This is a genomic window from Bartonella jaculi, from assembly GCF_039543045.1.
Classification (GTDB): Bacteria; Pseudomonadota; Alphaproteobacteria; order Rhizobiales; family Rhizobiaceae; genus Bartonella; species Bartonella jaculi.
The window spans coordinates 101,642-123,906 of sequence record NZ_BAABIZ010000003.1 but is presented as its reverse complement, the minus strand read 5'-3'; the positions used below and the strand labels follow the sequence as shown (position 1 = coordinate 123,906).

Here is a 22,265-nt window from a genome sequence, read left to right as displayed (position 1 = left end):
TTTATATTTTTTGTTAAGTCTGAATTATATTTAAAATTTTCATTCATATTATATTGCTTTAAAATAATAATTTTAATTATAAATATAAAAATTAAAACTCTATTCATTATTGTTGATTTTATTCTGCATGTTTTAGTAATTTAGTCACATAATTGAAAGAATAGGTATCATAAAACCTGAAAATAATACTTTTTATACACTTGGCTCTGCAGCTGCAGTTTAATGGTAATCTGACAATCATAATCAAAATATTTCTTCCGCTGATTCAAAATCGCGTATTATCTTATACGCAACTTTTGAAGAAACCTTTGATGAACTCGCTCAGCAAAAGGGTGGTTATTGCCTGAGCTGTGCTGCTTACCCCGATTTGCATACACTCATATTCACTCGTTTAGGTGATATGCAATTATTTGATAGCTTTATTATGCCTACTCATCCTATGGTTTTAGCTAAACGCAATAACTCTGATGAAATTAAAACTGTAGCTACTCATCTTGCTCCGCAATCTCTGGTGGCTTATCAGTACGACAAAATATTTGCCAACAGTAATGCTGACGCAGCGGTTCTTTGTAAAGCTGAGAGAGCAGATGCTTGTATCACGACGTCGATTGCTGCAAAGCGCTACGCGTTGAATATTGTCAAAAATTTTGGGCAAGTGCCAATGGCCTTCTTGCACCACTCGCTAAAGTCAGCTTATCATGAAACAATCTGAAGCACTTCTTTCTATTGTCAACTTAGTTGACAAACTACGCGTGCGCCAAGAACTAGATGATAGTATTAAAAAACCAACTTTAGCAGATAGTGATATGATCAATGAATTAATCATTCCGTTGAATCATTATGCAGATATTATTGACGGATTATCTCCAGAACTTTTAGCTGCTACTTCTGATGATTTTAATCAGTGGGTGCTCAGTGGTTTAAATACTCCCCCTAAATTTGATATCACTTTGGCTGCATTCAAAGCGCCATTACCGGATGCTCCCCTATTTTTCTTAGCTCCAATGCGTGCAACTAATGGGCCTGATCCAGAAGGATTTCGGCTAGAATTAGTTACAGGTTCCCGTCATGAAACAGCCTATCTTACAGACGCTTCAGAATATACAGAAAATTATGTATCACCGTTTCAATGTATAAAAATGGGAATAGCATCAAGGGGATTTTCAGAGGGTAATTGTATTGTTCTATTTCCAGAGTCTGTGGCTACTGCTAAAAAAATTGATAAGCAAACATTTGCTTTGTTTTTTTTCAGCAAATTCTTTGATATTTACAATGAGCAGACAATTGTGGAAGCTGAACGTTTGCTCGGTCTAGATAGTGAATTTCTATTCGGTCAATTAAGTAGTCGTAACTTATCTAAAGATGATGTTCGCTGTTTGTGGGGGTATTATCATGACTATGCACATCATACTGGACCGCGGCCATTAGATAAGAATCTCTATATAAAATTAAATTGGTTTGCAGGTCTTCTAGAAGAAACTAAAGTGGACTTAATTACAGTGCGTATTATGCTACAAAATCGTCCAAAGTTTTGGAAAGAAATATCTGAGTTTGTCCTATTAGAATGCATATTTCGTTATTCAAAAGACTCTGATCAGCATATGACTTTCGATGTTGGTAAAGGTATCTTACTTTTTGAAATATTCATGCGTAACAAAGCATTGATTGAAACAGGGAGAGGTTATCTTCAATTTGATTTGGAGCGTCTTAAAGAAATAATATCATTGATAATCCTAGATATAGAAGTACTTGAAGCATTAGATGAGGATGCTTATTTAGCAGGTGCTAAAGATTATATCCAAAATAATCTTGGAAAACCGCAACCCCCGAAGTCACGATTTGATTTTTCAACATCATATTATGCACGGCGAGTGATTGGGAGATTGAATCATTGAGTTTTTTTTAAGGGCGGTTATTATTATTTACTTTTATCATTCTAGCGTTGTTTTCCATAAGTTGGTTATTATCTAAGAATTTGGTGGTTAGTAGTATACCGGTAATGCATGCCGTTGGACTTAGGTTGTGTGCTACTTCTGCAGCCTTATGGTTGATCGCAGTGTTTCGTGAGAGAGCTGTTTTAAGATCACTACCGTTGCTTTCAATGATACCTTCTTTTTTTAATTCTATCAGTGTTTAGGATTCTCGCTGTATTTTGTAATGTAGCTTTGGTGCATTAAAGTCGCTTAAAGCCAGTGATTTAACTTATGGTGTTCGCTACTATTCCAAGTATATATATTGGGGACACTCACTAATAGTTTTGTATTCTCATGGCTGAAGCTTAGCGGTGTGATAATTGTAGTGTAGCAGTTGTAGCATTCAATATAAACAGTATAGAGGATGGATATTAGGGAGGTCTTGCTTTAACAGCAGCGCTTTCTTATTCTCTTTATGGCTTGTTGTCTAAACGTTATCTTAAAAATTTGCCTTTACTAAGCGCACAGGCTTGGATTACTACAATTTCTGCTGCATCATTTATGCCATTATTCATTTTTGATTCTACCCCACTATTACATCTTAAGTTAGAAGACATATTTAAGATTATTGATTTTAGGAGCTGTTTGCTCGGCACCAGGTTACGTATTGTAGCAAAAAGTTTTAGCCGAAGGAGGCGTATTATACGCCAATACTATCGGCGTATTAGCTCCTTTTGCAGTCGTAGCATGTGAATGGATAATCGGCCCAGGCACTTCTTTAAGTGCTATCAAAGTAATTGCTATGATTGCAGTGGCTATAGGGATGATACTCTTATTTATAGATGCATCAAAGGTATCTAGATGGCAACTGAAACACCGTTCTCAAAATTCCACATTATAAGGAGAAAATAAAATGAAAAAACTGGCGTTAGTTTGTCAGCGCGATGCAAAACTCCCCTTTATATTTGAAGCTGCGAAAGCAGCTAACATCGAATTAGTCATGATTTATGATATCGCTGAAAGTGCACCTACTCAGCTTCCTGCTGCAGTAACTTCAACTTGGCAACTTCCTGTTTTTGATCATCCAAAGTTAGCTCTAGACGCTTTTGTAGCCGGAGTAAAAGAGCGTAATATTGCCGGAGTTATGACCCTTTGCGAAGCAGCCATCATCTGGACAGCGTTAGCTGCAAAAAAAAATCAATACTCCCGGTATTGAGCCAGAAGTAGCGGCATTAACCAGAAACAAATATCTCATGCGTCAAGCTTTTGTTAAAGCAGGGCTGAGAACACCAAGATTTTTTTATATAGATAATCCAGAAGATCTATCACAAGCCCATACTTTAGGCTGGCCGCTAGTCATTAAACCTGTTTCTGGAGCTGGTAGTATGGGCGTAATGTTAGCTAAAAATTCTGAAGAATTTCCTGATCTCATCAAAGCGGTATGGAATATTCAGCATAAAGATATGGCACGTTTCAGCTATAACAATAAATCTATAGGTTTAGTCGTAGAGCAGTATTTACCAGGAAAAGAGTTTGTTGTGGAATGTTTTGTCGATACAGCAGGTGTGCACGTTCTGGCCGTTGGAGACAAGGGACAACCTGAAGGACCATGGTTCGAAGAAACAATTTATCGTCAACGTCGTGATATAGACGATCCTTTAATTATTGCTTTATGTGAGGCTGCATGCTCTGGGGTTAAAGCTCTTGGTATAAACATGGGAGCTGCCCATGTAGAGCTACGCTTAGATGCCAATAACTTACCTTATGTAATTGAGATCGGTGCTCGTATAGGTGGGGCAGGTGTTTCCCATTTTATTGTGGAGCAAGGTACAGGGATTTCATTTGGAAAACTATGTATGAATGCTGCTTTAGCTGAACAAAACTTAGATCTTCCCAATATACTCCCAGCTGAAAAAGTGGCGGCAAATTACATCATTCCTCTTCGTGGTCATGGACGGTTTTCTGGATTTTTAGGTCTAGATAAGGTTGCACAGCATCCATTAACTGCTAGAACCATAATTTTCTTTGAAACCGATCATATTTCACCACCTCCACCAGCGTTTGGTGGATATCCTGGTTTTATTTTCTCTGTTCATTCCTCAAACGAAGAAGCTTGTGATTACCATAAATGGCTTGATGACACCTTAAGCATCATATGGAAACGCCACGTTGAGCAATAGCTTAATAGAGATATTTTCCTTGCCCTTAACTTTGATATAAATCTCATCAATACAGATGGAGCTTCAATGCGGTTTTCTAAAATTTCGCGAACACTGTGGGCAGCAGAAGGAATGGAAAATTTCTTTAAATTCAACACATTCAGTTTTTAAATCAAGTTCAGTACTTAAAAAATATTCTGACAGTTGTTGTTTAAAATATAGAACAAGGCATTGCCATTGTCTTGTTTGTAAAATAGGCATAAAATGTAATTTTAAATCAGATTAGGGCAGGTAAGATTTTTTCTTTCTTTAGAGTGGGGAAGGAGGTCAAATTAAACTTCATTGAAATACACAAAACCTTGAAAAAAATCGATTTTTTGAAAATAGCAGAGGTAAATAATAAACGATATGCGTGAAATTTTGAATCATTTTGATATGCCGTTGAAGAAAAATCATTCCGTTCAAAAAACGCAAAAGCTTTCATACCAGTCACTCCCTAAACGCTTTTATAGAGAAGTGAAGATCGCTTGTGAGGAGGGGGGCTTTTCTCTCTTGTTAGATGGATATCCAGTTAAAACGCCGGCAAAACGTCCTTTTCTCGTGCCAAAAGAAGCATGTGCTGCATTAGTAGCACAGGAATTTGAAAGTCAAAAGCAAGTTATTGATCCAGTAAAAATGCCGATTACGCGTCTTGTTAACACTGTTATTGATGGTGTAGCTGATGATATGCAAGTTATTTTCGAAGACTTGTTGCGTTTTGTTGCCTGCGATATGATCTTTTATCGTGCACAAACACCAAAAGAACTGGTACAGCGGCAGTGTAAAAATTGGGATCCTTTACTGGATTGGGCAGAAGAAAAACTTGGTTCACGATTTTATTTGACAGAAGGCCTTATGCATATTGAACAACCACGTGAAGCTATTCAAGCTGTGAGCAATTATTTACGTACAATACAGTCTCCTTATATGCTTGCCGCACTTCATACGATGACAACTTTAACAGGATCAGCTCTCATTGCTCTCGCTTTTACTGCTGGGAAAATAAATTCCGATCATGCTTGGAATATTGCGCATTTGGATGAAAATTGGATGATGGAACAATGGGGAATTGATGAAGAAGCAATGGCGCGCCGAGCGCATAAGCAAGCTGATTTTAATGCTGCAGCTGTAATTATTACGACTTTTTTGTCGGAATAAATAACAATTGAATCAATAACTTATTTTAAAAAAAGGGATGTTTTTATTATTGATTCATTTACGTTGTTTTTAGTCATTATCTAGCATTTTTGTAGTTTTTTTATCGCATCTAAGATGAGTTTTTGCGATGAACATACTTTGTAAAGTCAAATTTTTCATTTTTTATGCATGCGCACTCATTTGCCAAATCACGGTATTTCTATGATTTAGGAGGATTGATTTTTATTTTTTCAACTCTAGGAAATCCTTCCACCGGTTATGTTTAAGATATGCTTCATATGATCGTAAATAAAATACTATTGATGGTTGTAAAAAAGAGCACTATCGCTTTCAATAGAGTATTTTTTCTAGCATTTGTAGTGGTTATCGACTCTTTAGGGTAAAATTAGGGAGTATATCATTATCGGGTTTGCCTCTGCTTTTTTCTTTTGGTTGATTTGCATACCTTCAATCTTACAATTTTTTGCCAATGCGGCTCCTTGGCTTTTTATAATTGGTTAGAATTTTGATTTACTGAGGTTTTTTGGAAAGTTAGGCTATCGACGTAATAATTGGGGGAGGCATAAGTATTTAAAATGGTATTTGCATCGATACCTTGAAACAAAGCAGATGGTATTTTCTCAAGGAATATAAGTTTTTAATTGGTGACTCTATGGTTTGCATTGCTGATATATTTAAAGGCATGGCATAAAAAGAGGGTAAAAGGAGGCGAATTTATAGCCTTGGAAACTTATTGTTTTGGATACAGTCAACTAAATTTATAAAAGCACATCGGAAAAATGCCCATTGGGCTTTTTTAGGGGGGGGAGAATACCACACAAAAAAATGGAGATGAAGAATCTCCATTTTTAAATTGAAAAGAATAGCTTATTTTCTAAACAGAGTAGTACATATCGAATTCAATAGGATGTGGGGTTGTTTCATAGCGCAAAACTTCTTGCATTTTCAATTCAATAAAAGAATTAATTTGATCGTCGTCAAAGACATCCCCAGCTTTAAGAAAGCTGCGATCTTTATCAAGCGCTTCAAGAGCTTCGCGTAGACTTCCTGAGACTGTAGGGATTTCTTTGAGTTCTTTGGGGGGTAGATCATAAAGGTCTTTATCCATAGCCTGTCCAGGATGAATTTTATTTTTAATGCCATCAAGGCCAGCCATTAAGAGGGCCGAAAATGCCAAATACGGATTTGCTGTTGGATCTGGAAAACGCACTTCTACGCGTTTTGAATTTGGTGAAGAACTCATTGGAATACGGCAAGAGGCAGAGCGATTGCGTGCAGAATAAGCAAGCAAGACAGGAGCTTCATAACCAGGAACCAAGCGCTTATAAGAATTGGTGGATGGATTGGTGAAGGCATTGATTGCTTTTGCATGCTTAATAATACCACCAATAAAGAAGAGACAGGTTTCCGATAGACCGGCATATTCATTTCCAGCGAAGATTGGCTTGCCATCTTTCCAAATGGATATGTGTACATGCATACCTGAACCGTTATCACCAAAAACCGGTTTTGGCATGAACGTTGCTGTTTTTCCGTAGCTGTTTGCTATTTGATGCACAACATATTTAAAAATTTGCATTTTATCAGCTTCGCGAATGAGAGTATCAAAACGAATGCCCAATTCATGTTGTGCTGCTGCCACTTCATGATGATGCTTTTCAACCTGAACCCCCATATCTTTTAGTGCTGTAAGCATTTCAGAGCGCATATCTTGGCAGGAATCAATCGGAGGAACCGGAAAATAACCGCCCTTCATTCGCGGACGGTGACCCAGATTGCCACTCTCATATTCAGTGTCATCATTCGATGGAAGTTCACTTGAATCGAGTCTAAATCCGGTGTTGTAAGGATCAGTCTTATAGCGCACATCATCAAAGATAAAAAATTCTGCTTCCGGACCTACATTGATTGTATCTCCAATTCCTAAAGATTTCATATAAACTTCAGCCCTTTTAGCAATAGAACGAGGGTCTCTGCGGTAGAATTCTCCAGAAACAGGATCAAGCACGTCACAAAATATGACCAAAGTAGATTGAGCAAAAAAAGGGTCAATATGGGCTGTCTCTGGATCTGGCATCAATGCCATGTCGGATTCATTAATTGTTTTCCATCCGCAAATTGAAGAACCATCAAACATAACGCCATCGCTAAATGTATCTTCGCTGATTTCCGCAATATCCATTGTAACGTGATGCAACTTTCCTCGTGGGTCAGTAAAGCGCAAATCGACAAAACGTACGTCATTGTCTGCAATCTGTTTGAGAATATCTGATGCGGTTGTCATATTGAATTTCCTTATTGGACTGAGTGGATAAAAAGGGTGAAAAACATTTGTGGATATTAAAGGGCATCAATGCCGGATTCGCTAGTACCAATACGAATAGCCTCATCGATAGAGGAAACGAATATTTTTCCATCTCCTATATGTTTTGTTTGAGCTGCTTTACGTATTGTGTTGACGACTTCTTCCAATTTTTCATCGGCAACAACAATTTCAATTTTTACTTTGGGTAGAAAATCAACAACATATTGAGCACCGCGATAAAGTTCTGTATGTCCTTTTTGACGACCAAAACCCTTTGCTTCTGTTACGGTAAGACCATGTAATCCAATTTTTTGAAGCGCTTCTTTCACTTCATCAAGTTTGAAAGGTTTTATAATGGCTTCAATTTTTTTCATACTGAAATTATCTCCAACGTTATTTTTCTTTATTAGACTGCACCACATTATATTGACAACAGTGATATGTGCCAACAGATACTTTCTACACGGAAAAGTCAAAAATTATGTACTTCCTGTGTTCTTTTTGAAAAGATTTTTTTGTCGTATAGATATGGAGTGATGTTGTTTTAGGGGAAAAGGATGCAAGGCTTGTAAAATACTAAAATGATACAATAAGAGATTTTTGGCTTTCTTTTTTCTCATTATACCATAAAGATATGTATGTATTTTGTAATTTGAGGACTCTTTTAAGAGTTAGAATTACATAAAGGACGGCGTAGCAAAATTTCTTTCAGAAATTTTCCGGTATAGGAAGCGGGAACATTGATAATATCTTCAGGTCGCCCAATTGCAACGATTTCACCTCCACTATCTCCGCCTTCTGGTCCTAAGTCAATAATCCAGTCGGCTGTTTTTATGACTTCAAGATTATGCTCAATGACTGCAACTGTATTGCCTTGCTCAACGAGTTCATGGAGCACTTCAAGAAGCTTAGAAATATCGTGAAAATGAAGACCCGTTGTTGGTTCGTCCAAAATGTAAAGTGTTTGCCCTGTTGTCTTGCGTGAAAGCTCTTTTGCAAGTTTTACACGTTGGGCTTCTCCCCCAGAAAGTGTTGTAGCTTGCTGTCCTACTTTGATATAGCCAAGTCCAACTTTTACGAGGGTCTTCATTTTGTTGTGAATAGCAGGCACAGCTTGAAAAAATTCCTCTGCTTTTTCGATTGTCATATCGAGGACATCGGCTATGGATTTTTCTTTGAATTTTATTTCTAGTGTTTCTCGATTATAACGTTTTCCTTGACAGACATCGCAGGTAACATAGACATCTGGTAAAAAGTGCATTTCAATTTTGATAACTCCATCACCCTGACACGCTTCGCAGCGACCTCCTTTAACATTAAATGAAAAACGCCCTGCGTGATAACCGCGGGCTTTTGATTCTGGAAGTTCGGCAAACCACTCGCGAATTGGAGTAAAGGCGCCTGTATAGGTCGCTGGATTCGAGCGTGGGGTGCGTCCAATGGGAGATTGGTTTATATCGATAACTTTATCAAGAAATTCTAATCCTTCAATTTTGTCGTAGCTTGCTGGATTTTGATGACTTCCCATGATATGGCGTGATGCAGCTTTGAAAAGGGTTTCAATGAGGAATGTTGATTTTCCTCCTCCTGAAACGCCCGTTACGCAGGTGAAGGTCCCAAGAGGGATATTAGCGCTGATATTTTTAAGATTATTGCCTCGAGCACCAATTATTTTGAGTGTTTTTGATTTCGATATTTTGCGTCGTTGAGGAGGAATGTCCACAGCCATTTTTCCCGAGAGATATTGACCTGTGAGAGAGGAGGGATTTTCCATAATTTCCTGAGGAGTACCTTGAGCTATGATTTCGCCACCATGAACGCCTGCGGCTGGACCAATATCAACCACATGGTCTGCACTCAGAATAGCATCTTCATCATGTTCAACAACGATAACTGTATTGCCAAGATCACGCAGATGACGCAGCATTTCCAAGAGACGTTCATTATCGCGTTGGTGTAAACCGATCGATGGTTCATCCAAAATATAAAGGACGCCCGTGAGACCAGAGCCAATTTGAGATGCTAATCGAATACGTTGGCTTTCTCCACCTGAAAGTGTGCCAGAACTCCGAGATAAGGTAAGATATTCAAGACCTACATGGTTTAAAAACGCTAGACGTTCACGAATTTCTTTTAAAATACGGACCGCGATATTCTGCTGTTTTTCAGTCAGATGTTGATGAATGTTCGCAAACCAATTATCTGCTTTTGAGATGGAAAGCTCTGATATTTGTCCAATATGCATGCCGTTGATTTTGACAGCAAGCGCCTCTGGTTTTAAACGATAACCATGACACTCAGGACAGGGTGAAGAAGACATATAACGCTCTATTTCTTCACGTAACCACGTAGAATCGGTTTCTTTCCAGCGTCGCTCCAAGTTCGGGATAACACCTTCAAAGTATTGAGACGGTGTATGCGTGCTCAAATCATTTTTATAGACAAAGGAGCTTGCTTTTCTTTTGGTGCCATAGAGAATAGCATGCTGCGCTTCTTCTGAGAGTGTGGACCATTTATCTGTAAGTTTAAATCCATAAATTTTACCCAGTGATTCTAAGATTTTGTTATAGGAGAGTGAGGATGATTTAGACGAAGGGGCAATTGCTCCGGCTTCTAATGTGAGATTTTCATTTGGTATGATGCTTGTAGGATCGATTGCTTTTTTCGTGCCAAGTCCATCGCAAAGAGGGCAAGCGCCAAAAGGGCTATTGAATGAAAATAGCCGTGGTTCAATTTCAGGGATAGAAAATCCAGAGATCGGGCAAGAAAATTTTTCTGAGAAAATAAGCCGCTTGTGTGTTTCATTTTTTGATTTATTGGCAGATTCCTTCGTGGTTTCTTTCTGTCCCAAAGGTTGGTCTGCCATTTCAGCAACGGCAAGCCCATTTGCTAGCTGTAAACAGGTTTCTATACTATCAGCTAAGCGAGGAGCAATGTCATTACGGACAACAATACGGTCCACTACTACATCGATGTCATGTTTATACTTTTTATCAAGAGGAGGAATATCAGGAATTTCATAAAAATTTCCATCAACTTTAGCACGCTGAAATCCTTTTTTTAAAAGTTCTGTTAACTCTTTCTTATATTCTCCTTTTCGTCCACGTACCAAGGGTGCCATAATAAAAATTCGTGTTCCTTCTGGTAGGTCCATAATTTGATCAACCATTTGACTTACGGTCTGACTTTCAATAGGAAGTCCTGTAGCTGGAGAATGAGGAACACCAATACGTGCAAAGAGAAGGCGCATATAGTCGTGAATTTCAGTAACAGTTCCTACCGTCGAACGAGGATTGCGGCTGGTTGTTTTTTGTTCAATGGAAATAGCAGGGGAAAGACCATCTATTTGATCGACATCTGGTTTTTGCATCACTTCCAGAAATTGACGTGCATAAGCAGAAAGGCTTTCAACATAGCGACGTTGGCCTTCAGCGTAAATTGTATCAAAAGCTAAGGATGATTTACCTGATCCAGAAAGCCCTGTTATGACGATCAATTTGTCACGAGGGAGATCTAAATCAATATTTTTAAGGTTATGTTCACGTGCGCCGCGAATGGAGATGTATTTCTGATAGGTCATGTCTATCCTTGGCATATGCGACAAAAATTGAACACTCCTAAGTGAAATAAAACTGTTTCGTTAGAATTACAATGTGTTTCATTATATTTTAACGCGGAAAGAGACGGCAAGTTCTGTGGAAAGAGAGAAAAGAGAGCAGCTTTTTATTTTTAGGAATGGAATAAACTATACCTTGTTGTCATCTTTTGTTATAATCGCCCGATTTATGATTTTGGAGTTTATGCGATGGCTGGTAGCCTTAATAAAGTTATTTTGATTGGTAATCTCGGTGCTGATCCTGAAATTCGTCGTTTGAATTCTGGCGATCAAGTGGCAAATTTGCGTATTGCTACTTCAGAAAGTTGGCGTGATCGTAATACGAATGAGCGTAAAGAGCGCACGGAGTGGCATAGTATCGTTATTTTTAATGAAAATCTTATCAAAGTTGTTGAACAATACTTAAAAAAGGGAAGCAAAATTTATATTGAAGGCCAGTTGCAGACGCGCAAATGGCAAGATCAAAATGGTAATGACCGTTATACGACGGAAGTTGTTTTGCAAAAATATCGTGGTGAATTACAAATGCTTGATGGACGAAACATGAGTGGTGGAGAACAAATGCAAGGGGCAACTCAGTCGAGCAGCCGTTATGGCAGTGGTGATTTTGGGGACAGTAGCTTAAATCAGAGAGATGTTTTTGCTCAGAATAATAACCAGTCGGAAGAGAGTTTTTCGCACAAATTAGATGATGATGTGCCTTTTTGATGATTTGTTTCAGATCTTAAAAGTTTAGGAAAGGTGGTTCCGTTTATTTTATCTGTGATTTTTAACATAAATAAATAACATGTTGAAAATTATTGTTAAATTTCTTCTCTGTTTCAGGGGAGAAAGTGGTGTTTTCGCATGTTTTTCGGTATATAAAGAGTCAAATGATTCTTTTTTGAAAGTCTTGAAGCTGTGACCGATCTTACTCCACACCCAGAACGTGATGTGCTGACCGGTATTGAACCAGTCAGTATTATTGATGAAATGCAACGCTCCTATCTCGATTATGCGATGAGTGTGATTGTTTCGCGTGCACTTCCTGATGTGCGTGATGGTCTTAAACCTGTTCATAGGCGTATTCTTCACGCTATGAATGAGATGGGGCTTGCTTTTAATAAATCTTATCGTAAGTCTGCGGGTGTTGTCGGTGAGGTTATGGGGAAATTCCATCCTCATGGTGATGCTTCAATTTATGATGCGTTGGTCCGTATGGCGCAGGATTTCTCTTTGCGAAATCCATTAATTGATGGTCAAGGAAATTTTGGTTCTGTTGATGGGGATCCGCCTGCCGCGATGCGCTATACAGAGTGTCGTTTAGAAAAAGTTTCGGAAGAGCTTTTAGCTGATATTGATAAAGATACAGTTGATTTTCAGGATAATTATGATGGGCGTGAACGTGAGCCTATAGTTTTACCGGCGCGTTTTCCTAATCTTTTGGTTAATGGGTCAGGGGGGATTGCCGTGGGAATGGCAACCAATATTCCTCCCCATAACCTTGGTGAAATCGTTGATGGTTGTATTGCCTTGATTGATAATCCCGATATAACGCTTGATGAGATCATTAAAATTATTCCTGGTCCTGATTTTCCTACCGGTGGCATTATCCTTGGACATTCTGGTGTCCGTTTGGCTTATGAAACAGGGCGCGGTTCAATTATTATGCGTGGTAAGGTTGATATTGAAGAAATTCGCAATGGTCGACAGGCAATCATTGTGAGCGAGATACCTTATCAAGTTAATAAAGCAACGATGATTGAGAAAATGGCCGAATTGGTGCGTGATAAACGCATCGAAGGAATCTCTGACTTGCGTGACGAATCTGACCGTGATGGATATCGCGTTGTTATTGAGCTGAAGAAAGATGTTGTTGCGGAAGTTGTTTTGAACCAATTGTATCGTTATACACCGCTGCAAACTTCTTTTGGTTGTAATATGGTTGCGTTGAACGGCGGAAAACCTGAACAGATGACGTTGCTTGATATGCTTCGTGCATTTGTTTCTTTTCGAGAAGAGGTGGTAAGTCGGCGCACAAAATATCTTTTGCGTAAAGCACGTGAGCGTGCGCATGTTTTGGTTGGCCTTGCACTTGCTGTTGCTAATATTGATGAAATTATAGCGCTCATTCGCAAAGCACCAGATCCACAGACAGCGCGTGCACAATTAATGGAACGGCGCTGGCCGGCTGCTGATGTGGCGTCTTTGATTAAACTTATTGATGATCCCCGTCATATTATTCATGAGGATCATACTTATAATTTATCCGAAGAACAGGCGCGTGCTATTTTGGAATTGCGCTTGCAAAGATTGACAGCTCTTGGGCGTGATGAAATTGCTGATGAATTGAATAAAATTGGCGTAGATATTACCGATTATCTTCATATCTTGGCATCGCGTTCACGCATCATGGGTATTGTTAAAGATGAGCTCAGTGCTCTTCGTGAGTCCTTCGCAACGCCTCGACGCACCGTATTTGGTTTTGGTAGCGCTGAGATGGATAGTGAAGATCTGATTGCGCCTGAAGATATGGTGGTAACGGTTAGTCATAGTGGTTATATTAAGCGTGTGCCTCTCAATACATACCGTGCGCAGCGGCGCGGTGGTAAAGGGCGTTCTGGTATGTCCACGAAGGATGCGGATTTTGTAACGCGTTTGTTTGTCGTTAATACACATACACCGGTTCTTTTCTTTTCTTCACGTGGGATTGTTTATAAGGAAAAAGTTTGGCGTTTGCCACTTGGTACACCGCAATCGCGCGGGCGAGCGCTGATCAACATGCTTCCTTTACAGCAAGGTGAGCGAATAACAACGATTATGCCCCTACCAGAAGACGAAGCGAATTGGAGTGCACTGGATGTGATGTTTGCAACGACGCGTGGAACTGTGCGCCGTAATAAATTATCAGATTTTGTTCAGGTTAATCGCAATGGCAAAATTGCAATGAAACTTGATGAAGAAGATGAAATTCTTTCTGTAGAAACTTGCACAGAACACGATGATGTTGTTCTAACAACGGCTAATGGACAATGTATTCGTTTTCCAGTTCTTGAGGTTCGTGTTTTTGCTGGGCGTAATTCGGTAGGAGTGCGTGGTATCAATTTGGCGAACGGTGATAAAGTTATTTCAATGACAATTTTAGAGCATGTCGAGGCAACGTCGGTTGAGCGTGCTGCTTATATCAAGCGTGCGATTAATGAACGACGTGCAGCGGGTGCAGATGCTGAAGATATCTTAGCTCTTGATGAAGAGGATGAAGGAACTGAGACAGAGTTAACAGATGAACGCTATGCAGAACTTAATGCTCGTGAGCAAATGCTTTTGACGGTGAGTGAATTTGGTTATGGAAAACGTTCTTCATCATATGAATTCCGGATTTCGGGACGTGGTGGAAAAGGAATTCGTGCGACAGATCCCTCTAAGACGGCTGAAATTGGTCAATTAGTGGCAGCTTTTCCAGTGAAGGCGCAAGATCAAATTATGTTGGTATCAGATGGAGGGCAGCTTATTCGCGTCCCTGTTGAGGGTATTCGTATAGCTGGTCGTTCAACTAAAGGGGTGACAATTTTTAATACAGCTGAGGGTGAAAAAGTTGTATCGGTTGAGCGTATTTCTGAAGCTGAAGATGATGATAACCAATTAGATGATGAAGCTGAAAAGCATTCTGATACAGTTGATATAAGTGAAGAGACATAATTTTGAAGGGTATCGAGTAAAATGATGAAAATTGCTCTTTATGCAGGTTCCTTCGATCCTCTTACAAATGGTCATCTTGATGTTTTGCGTGGCAGTCTCTTTGTGGCCGACAAGGTGGTTATGGCTATAGGTATACAGGCTAAAAAAAAACCACTTTTTAGTTTTGAAGAACGTGTTGATTTAATTACGCAGGTCGGGAAAGATTTGTTAAATATAGGCCCTGATCGGTTGCAGATTATTTCGTTTAATACTCTTTTAATTGATAAGGCTCGTGAAATTGGTGCTTCATTTCTTATTCGTGGATTGCGTGATGGTACTGATCTCGATTATGAAATGCAAATGGCGGGAATGAATGGCGTCATGGCTCCTGAATTGCAGACTATTTTTTTACCAGCGAGTGTTTCAGGACGTGCAATAACTTCTACATTGGTGCGTCAGATTGCCTCTATGGGAGGTGATGTGACACCTTTTGTGCCTCCAAATGTTGTCAGAGCTTTGCGCTTAAAATTTTAATCTTTCAAGGGAGAATGATTGTGTATCTTAAAATTCTTGCTGTTTTAGCATGTCTTTTTTGTTTTTTTTCATTGAGTGCTGTGGCTGATGATTCTAACATAGTTGGTGATTCTAACCTTCTTGTTTTATCTCTTAAGAATGGAGATGTGGTTGTTCGTCTTCGTCCTGATCTCGCACCAAAGCATGTTGCACAAATCAAGAAGTTAACAAAAGAAGGTGCTTACAACAATGTTGTATTTCACCGTGTTATTCCAGGTTTTATGGCACAGACTGGTGATGTAAAGTTTGGGAAAAAGGGCAGTGCAGATTTTGACCCTAAACGCGTTGGTATGGGTGGTTCCGATTATCCTAATATACCAGCGGAATTTTCAAAACAGCCCTTTAAACGTGGCACTGTTGGGATGGCACGTGCACAAGATCCAAATTCCGCTAATTCTCAATTCTTCATTTGTTTTGATGACGCTACTTTTTTAAATGGTCAGTATACTGTTGTCGGAGAAGTCATAAAGGGAATGGAGGTTGTTGATCAAATTAAAAAAGGGGCCACAAGTAATAATGGATCTGTAAAAGATCCTGATGTTATTTATGCTGCCACTTTACAAACTGATAAGTGAAGCAAAGGAGTTTAGCCATATGACTGAGGTCAAAGATTTAGAAAATACCTTAATTCTTGAAACGACGAAAGGTAGGGTTGTTATTGCGCTCTTTGCTGATTTAGCTCCTAGTCATGTTGCACGTGTTAAAGAACTCGTGCGTGAAGGTGCTTATGATAATGTTGTTTTTCATCGTGTTATTGATGGTTTTATGGCTCAAACTGGTGATGTGCAATTTGGGAAAAAAGACAGTAAAAAATTCAATTTATCACGTGTGGGGACGGGTGGTTCAGAGAAACCCGATTTAACAGCAGAGTTTTCGAATCTTGCTCATAAGCGTGGTACGGTTTCTATGGCACGTAGTCAGAGCCCCAATTCCGCTAATTCTCAGTTTTTTATCTGCTTTGCGGATGCTCCTTGGCTTGATCGTCAATATTCCATATGGGGGCAGGTTGTTGAAGGTATGGAAAATATCGATCAAATTAAGCGTGGTGAACCTGTTGTGGAACCCGATGCAATTCTTAAAGCCACAATCGCTGCGGATGTGAAATAGTATAAGCTGTATCGATTTCAACCGTGAGATCACTAAATAAAGGTATTTCCGTCTGTGTTTGGGTGCGGTGGAGATCAGTTGTTGTGATTTTGGTCTCTATGAGAGGTTCTGGCTTCTATATGCTTGCTCTTCATATCAAGTTTTTTCGCTTTTAGGTTCAGTGGAATGGTGGGGGGCGCTGTTTGCTATTCTTACCAATGTTGCTTTCCAATAGGAGCTTATTCTGGAGCTTGGAAGCTTACATGACTGTGCGGCTTGTTTGTACTGAGTACGGCTAGACAGTTCGATAGTGCTAACTATTCGAGGGTTAATTGCTTCTTACAGTTGTTTTGTACTTGATGAAAGTTTGTCTGCATTCACTATTTTTATGTAAACAGAATTTTTAAGGTCCGAATTATTGAGTATAACAGCTTGTACTGAAGTTTGCTTGCTTAGATGAGAGAATAATTTTGCTTTTTTCAAAAGCAGATATGAAGAGTTTTTTTATGTCGATTTTTTCTGAAAATTCTCAATGCATGGAGGCGGTATTTAAACACTATGAAAATTATATGATTAGAGTCATAAGTGTTTTATTGATGTTAACTGTTACTGAGAATTTTAGCACATATATTTTTACTGCTATATTGGTCAAACTGCGGATAAGATATTGAATATAAAAAATATAAAGCTCTTTGTACTTGTAAAAAAACAGCAAAGCTACGAGAGCTAATGCTTTGCATTTTACCAAGAAATTGCTAGACAGATTCAGAAATTGTTTACATTTTATATAAACACGAAAATTTTTTGTTTGTGAAAGTAAAAGGTACTTGAGGTGATACAAATGTATTCGGGAGTTTCTTTTTCCATGGTTAAGCCTTCTAGGCATTATTGAGCCAGAATGTATGGAAATAAGATCATTGGTTTTGAAATAAAAGTCCTACGATTATTTTAAATTGTGATGGATGGATGCAGGTATTTTGTGGTGTTATGTTGTCAGGTGTTTTCGGTATTTTGATAAAACGAAATTATTACTTTCGTTATTGTGATTTCTTGGTGGCATAATTGCATTTACCCTATTTAATTTTTATGCTGACTACAAGTATTTAGCGAATCAAAAATCAATCCGTAAAGCTTACGACGATGCTATCAAGAGAAAGATATCCCTTTTCTTTCTATAGCAATATGGATTTATGAAAGCAAAAAGACGAAAGTGATGATAAAGACATTTCACTATAAAAAAATTGCTCAAGATGGATGTGCGCGTCGTGGCGAAATTATAACAGGACGTGGGTGTATTCGCACACCGGCATTTATGCCAGTTGGGACGGCAGGAACCGTCAAAGCTATGTATATGGATCAGATACGTGCTCTTGGGGCAGATATCATTTTGGGCAATACTTATCATTTAATGTTGCGTCCAGGAGCTGAGCGTGTTGCACGCTTAGGAGGGCTCCATGAATTTTCACGCTGGTCTGGACCTATTTTGACGGACTCTGGTGGATTTCAGGTTATGTCACTGGCGGGAATCCGTAAAATTACCGAACAAGGCGTGATTTTCCGCTCTTACATTAATGGAGCGTACTATGAAATGAGTCCAGAGCGTTCTATCGAAATTCAATGGCTTCTTAATGCGGATATCCAGATGCAGTTGGATCAATGTATTGCATTACCTGCAAGTGAAAAAGAAATAGAAGCTGCTATGGAACTTTCATTGCGGTGGGCGCAGCGTTGTAAAACAGCTTTTGGTGATCAACCGAGCAAAGCACTGTTTGGTATTGTTCAAGGCGGTGATAATATGAAATTGCGTGAACGCTCTGCCCAAGCATTAAAAGAGATGGATTTAAAAGGCTATGCTATTGGAGGGCTTGCTGTTGGTGAACCACAGAGTGTTATGACTGCTGTATTGGATGCTACTTGCCCGATTTTGCCAGAGGATAAGCCGCGCTATCTCATGGGAGTGGGAACACCTGATGACATTTTGCAAAGTGTTGCTCGTGGTATTGATATGTTTGACTGTGTTATGCCGACGCGTGCAGGACGTCATGGTTTAGCTTTTACACGCTTTGGAAGAATTAATTTGCGTAATGCACGTTATGCAGAGGATCGACTCCCTCTTGATGCTGAGTCGCTTTGTCCTGCTGCTTCTGATTATAGTTGTGCTTATTTACATCATTTGATTAAATCTGGTGAATCTCTTGGTGGTATGTTGTTGACATGGAATAATCTCTTTTATTATCAACAGCTTATGCAAGGAATTCGTGATGCGATTGATGCAGGATGTTATGCTGATTTTTGTGCTGAAACACGCGCTTTATGGATGCAAGGACGCTAAAGCAATGACCATAATGTATGGCATCTACCCTTTTCATGTTGCTCAGTTTATTTGTGTTAAGTGTTGTTGCTAAAAATGAAGTTAGACATGCTTTTTAAAAGCATAAAATTACGCTTCCCTAAAAGATGAATGCGCAGTTTTATCGGGGCCATATTTTCTTTACAACTGTAATACTAAACAGAAACTGTTACTCCGGTACGCGTTACCTGATCCGGAGAAAAACAGTTTGTTTCTGTTTCTGCTGACTGTTTAGATCAACAATGTTAATGAGGAGTTAGCGAACCCTTAAAGAAGTATAAAAATTGCGTTTTTATAGGATTCTTTGTGTTTTTTTTTCATTAAAAACTAAAGTTTTATAAAAGGTATTTTCTTTAGGAGGAGAGATGATTTAGTTTAAATTGAAAGCTAAAAAATGTAAACGGTTAATATTTTAAAGTTCTGGGCTTATTTTTTTGGGTAACAATATTCTCGTAACGAAGTTCTATTTAAGTTACGGAATATTGCAGCGACCATGTCGTTAAAAACAAATTCTGTTTATATATGCACCTTATAATGTGCCATTACGAAGGAGAATTAAAGCTGTTGTTCTTTTGTTGTGGAGATGATTTGAATGCTTCGTTGGAAAGTTTTAGCCATCAGTATAAGAAGAATTTGAGTTCATTTGTGCATATTACAGATATTTACAATTAAAGTGTCACTATACAGAAATGATGACAATGAGAAATTCTCATAAAAAAAATATTTTTGCATCAGGGATTGATTCTAGAACACGGCGTTTGGCAATTTTAGCTCTTGCGGTTGGAAGTTTTGCTATTGGCACCGCTGAATTTGTTGCAATGGGATTACAGCCGGAGATGGCACGGAGTTCATCTGTTGATATTCCTACAGCTGGTCAATACATTTCTGCTTATGCGCTGGGGGTTGTAATTGGAGCACCTCTTTTAGCTATTGCAACAGCTAAGTTACCACGCAAGACTGTTTTGATAGGGTTGATGTGTTTTTATGCACTGGCAAATATTGCGAGTGCCTTTTTTGCTGATTTTAGCATATTAGTAGCATTACGGTTTATCAGTGGACTTCCACATGGAATCTATTTCGGTCTTGCGACTATGGTTGCGGCTTCAATGGTGGAAACGAATGAACGTTCTAAAGCTGTTGGTTGTGTTATGCTTGGTTTAACAATTGCGACGGTTTTTGGAGCACCGGCTGCCACTTGGATTGGGCAGCTTGTTGGTTGGCAGATTGCTTTTATCCTTGTAGGAGCTGTTGCTTTATTGTGTTGTTTGCTTATTTGGGAGTTTTTACCTTCTGTTTTAAATGTTTCAAAAACAAGCCCTCTGCGTGAACTGGGGGCACTAAAGCAAAAACAGGTGTGGTTTCTTTTGGCCATGGTTTCGGTTGGTTCTTCAGGATTATTTTCTGTTTTCACTTATATTAAGTCAACATTAATGCATATTTCTGGTGTTTCGCTTGATTGGGTACCCTTTATTATGCCGTTAGTTGGATTAGGAATGGTTGTAGGCAATCTTTTGGGGCCTAAATTGGCGGCTAAAATTGGTACTTCGCCAATGATATTTTTTGCTATGCTTTGGAGTACATTTGTCTTTTTTCTTTTTTTCTTCTTATCCACTGCTCCGTTTATGGCAGCATTAGGATGTTTTCTTGTTGGTACTTCTTTTGCTGCTATGCCTTCTATACAAACAAAAATTATGGATGTTTCTCTTCATGGACAGATTTTGGCGGGAGCGTTAATGCAATCTGCTTTTAATATTGCTAATGCCCTTGGAGCAGAAGCAGGAGCATGGGTTTTAAAACTGGGATATAGTTATGAATATACTGCTATTTTGGGTGGTATTTTAACTCTGTTGGGATTATTGATTTTTTGTTTTTCATGGTACATGGAAAAACGTGATCAACATCTCTCTTCGTTATGAAGGTTTCTTGAAAAGAAGGGGTATTTTTTCATTTATCTCATTATTTGATTGGTCGGTTGATTTTTTTGTATGCTGTAGGAAACGCGCAAAGCAAATGGAATACCAAGACAGAATAAAAGACTGATAAATGTTGCAAGAAGAGCTTTTGCTGCGAAAATCATTCCTGCTATTCCTCCAGGATTAGAAAGTCCAGCGATATTAGTAATTGTTCCTGCTAATGTTGCACTAAGAGCTATTGAGAATAACTGTACGGAGGTGAGGGATTCACCGGCACGCAGAGCATCTCTATCGCTAGCGCATTGTAGTATTCTTGTTAGCAGGTGCGGCCACGCTATGCCAGAACTAAGCCCGATAGCAAACAATGCTAAGCAAATGATAAAAGTATATTCTAGTTTAGGAGTTTCTGTTGGAATAAACCATAAAAGGATGCTCATGCCTATAAGGCTGAATATGGGGGAATATAAAATAAGACTAGGAATTTTTTTTGCAGATGCACCGGCACTTGATACAGAGCCACATGTCCAACCAATACTCATTAATGCTGCCATATAGCCAGCAATAAGTGGATCGTGTCCATGAAGCTTTTGAAGAAATAGCGGAAAATAAAGTTCTGTGCCATACACTACTGTCGTTATGATGAGTATCAGTGAATAAAGAGAAAAAAATTCAGAAGAGAGCGAAAAGGTTTTACAGGGCAACATAGGATGACGCGTATATGATTCAATCTTCGCTAGAACAAAGAGAAGACTAAATCCGATAACTAGTCCGCTGATTTGCGCAATTGCAGTATTCATAGTCCCTCCCGCAGAAATGATGATAATCAATAAGATAAGTATGAGAAGTTGAGGGAAGGGTAGATGGGATTTAGGGATATAATTTTCATTTTCTTTTGGTAAAACTTTAAGGGCTATGAGTGAGAAAATTATTGCTAATAAGCCGATGAGCCAAAAAGATGCTCTCCATATACCATAATGTATAGAGATACCGCCAATAGCGGGTCCTAAAAAGGTCGATACTCCCCACATTAGAGAAATAACACTTAATGCATGTGACCATAAAGGCGGACTAAAAACAATACGTACCATAGAGTAAGATAGGGATAGCAAAGAACCGCTTCCGAATCCTTGAACAAAGCGTCCTATTAAAAATAGTGGCATAGTAGATGCAATGCTGCATATGAAAGTGCCAATGGTAAAGATGAGCCCAGAGATAACATAAGCTTTGCGAGGACCTATTTTGCCTAATATTTTTGTTGCAAGTGAAGTGCCTAGGAGTGATGCTGTAATAAAAACAGTAGCCACCCAAGAATAATACAACTCACTGCCAATATCGTTCATCAGAGAGGGCAAAATAGTAACAACAATGTAAACGTTGGTAGCGTGTAACATAACACCGCCTGTAAACGTTAAAAAGCGAACACCATTTCCACCCAATAAAAGTGTAGACCAGCTTTGTTTTTTCACTGTTTTTGCTATTTAGTAAAAAATGACCTT

Annotated in this window: 15 protein-coding genes and 1 pseudogene; 12 read left to right on the top strand and 4 right to left on the bottom strand. The window is 38.8% G+C overall.

The genetic code is table 11. The features are described 5' to 3' along the window. Positions 1 to 400 precede the first annotated feature (400 nt). The 5 genes from ABD915_RS02475 (at position 401) to ABD915_RS02455 (ending at position 5,269) form a co-directional block, all read left to right on the top strand. The gene (locus ABD915_RS02475; protein ID WP_345114689.1) at positions 401 to 712 is read left to right on the top strand and encodes a hypothetical protein; all 312 of its coding nucleotides are present in this window, start codon (positions 401 to 403) and stop codon (positions 710 to 712) included. Continuing rightward, positions 699 to 1,895 (top strand): DUF6421 family protein, encoded by a 1,197-nt coding sequence (locus tag ABD915_RS02470; RefSeq protein WP_345114686.1) that lies wholly within the window; start codon positions 699 to 701, stop codon positions 1,893 to 1,895. The genes ABD915_RS02475 and ABD915_RS02470 overlap by 14 nt, the downstream gene beginning before the upstream one ends. 931 nt (positions 1,896 to 2,826) lie before the next feature. Beyond that, entirely contained in the window at positions 2,827 to 3,129 is a 303-nt protein-coding gene (locus ABD915_RS02465) for a hypothetical protein (protein WP_345114683.1), read from the top strand. A gap of 37 nt (positions 3,130 to 3,166) precedes the next feature. Beyond that, entirely contained in the window at positions 3,167 to 4,093 is a 927-nt protein-coding gene (locus ABD915_RS02460; protein WP_345114680.1) for an ATP-grasp domain-containing protein, read from the top strand. A 387-nt stretch (positions 4,094 to 4,480) separates the two neighbouring features. Beyond that, positions 4,481 to 5,269 (top strand): ATP12 family chaperone protein, encoded by a 789-nt coding sequence (locus ABD915_RS02455; protein ID WP_345114678.1) that lies wholly within the window; start codon positions 4,481 to 4,483, stop codon positions 5,267 to 5,269. 874 nt (positions 5,270 to 6,143) lie between these two features. On the opposite strand, the gene glnA is transcribed toward ABD915_RS02455, so the two are convergent. The 3 genes from glnA to uvrA all read right to left on the bottom strand — a co-directional run bounded on the left by glnA (position 6,144) and on the right by uvrA (position 11,154). Then, a complete protein-coding gene (glnA, locus tag ABD915_RS02450; protein ID WP_345114675.1) occupies positions 6,144 to 7,553 on the bottom strand; it encodes a type I glutamate--ammonia ligase in 1,410 nt (469 codons plus the stop codon). Between the two features lie 56 nt (positions 7,554 to 7,609). After that, complete coding sequence (locus tag ABD915_RS02445) at positions 7,610 to 7,948, bottom strand: P-II family nitrogen regulator (RefSeq protein WP_345114673.1); 339 nt, start codon at positions 7,946 to 7,948, stop codon at positions 7,610 to 7,612. A 290-nt stretch (positions 7,949 to 8,238) separates the two neighbouring features. Next, the gene (gene uvrA, locus ABD915_RS02440; protein ID WP_345114785.1) at positions 8,239 to 11,154 is read right to left on the bottom strand and encodes an excinuclease ABC subunit UvrA; all 2,916 of its coding nucleotides are present in this window, start codon (positions 11,152 to 11,154) and stop codon (positions 8,239 to 8,241) included. 225 nt (positions 11,155 to 11,379) lie between these two features. Between uvrA and ssb the strand changes: the two genes are divergently transcribed. From ssb to ABD915_RS02405, 7 genes and pseudogenes are all read left to right on the top strand, one after another. After that, the gene (gene ssb, locus ABD915_RS02435; RefSeq protein WP_345114670.1) at positions 11,380 to 11,898 is read left to right on the top strand and encodes a single-stranded DNA-binding protein; all 519 of its coding nucleotides are present in this window, start codon (positions 11,380 to 11,382) and stop codon (positions 11,896 to 11,898) included. A gap of 192 nt (positions 11,899 to 12,090) precedes the next feature. Next, positions 12,091 to 14,868, top strand: a complete 2,778-nt coding sequence (gyrA, locus tag ABD915_RS02430; protein WP_345114667.1) for a DNA gyrase subunit A — start codon at positions 12,091 to 12,093, stop codon at positions 14,866 to 14,868. A gap of 24 nt (positions 14,869 to 14,892) precedes the next feature. Further along, positions 14,893 to 15,412 (top strand): annotated as a pseudogene (gene coaD / locus ABD915_RS02425) (pantetheine-phosphate adenylyltransferase). Then, on the top strand, positions 15,402 to 15,995 hold the full coding sequence (locus tag ABD915_RS02420; protein WP_345114665.1) for a peptidylprolyl isomerase: 594 nt from the start codon (positions 15,402 to 15,404) through the stop codon (positions 15,993 to 15,995). The pseudogene coaD and the gene ABD915_RS02420 overlap by 11 nt, the downstream one beginning before the upstream one ends. A 19-nt stretch (positions 15,996 to 16,014) precedes the next feature. After that, a complete protein-coding gene (locus ABD915_RS02415) occupies positions 16,015 to 16,527 on the top strand; it encodes a peptidylprolyl isomerase (protein WP_345114662.1) in 513 nt (170 codons plus the stop codon). Between the two features lie 1,192 nt (positions 16,528 to 17,719). Next, positions 17,720 to 18,838 (top strand): tRNA guanosine(34) transglycosylase Tgt, encoded by a 1,119-nt coding sequence (tgt, locus tag ABD915_RS02410; protein WP_345114660.1) that lies wholly within the window; start codon positions 17,720 to 17,722, stop codon positions 18,836 to 18,838. Between the two features lie 707 nt (positions 18,839 to 19,545). Next, entirely contained in the window at positions 19,546 to 20,772 is a 1,227-nt protein-coding gene (locus ABD915_RS02405; RefSeq protein WP_345114657.1) for an MFS transporter, read from the top strand. Positions 20,773 to 20,804: 32 nt separating this feature from the next. Here the strand turns inward: ABD915_RS02405 and ABD915_RS02400 are convergent, their stop codons facing one another. Continuing rightward, complete coding sequence (locus tag ABD915_RS02400; protein WP_345114654.1) at positions 20,805 to 22,235, bottom strand: MFS transporter; 1,431 nt, start codon at positions 22,233 to 22,235, stop codon at positions 20,805 to 20,807. Positions 22,236 to 22,265 lie beyond the last annotated feature (30 nt).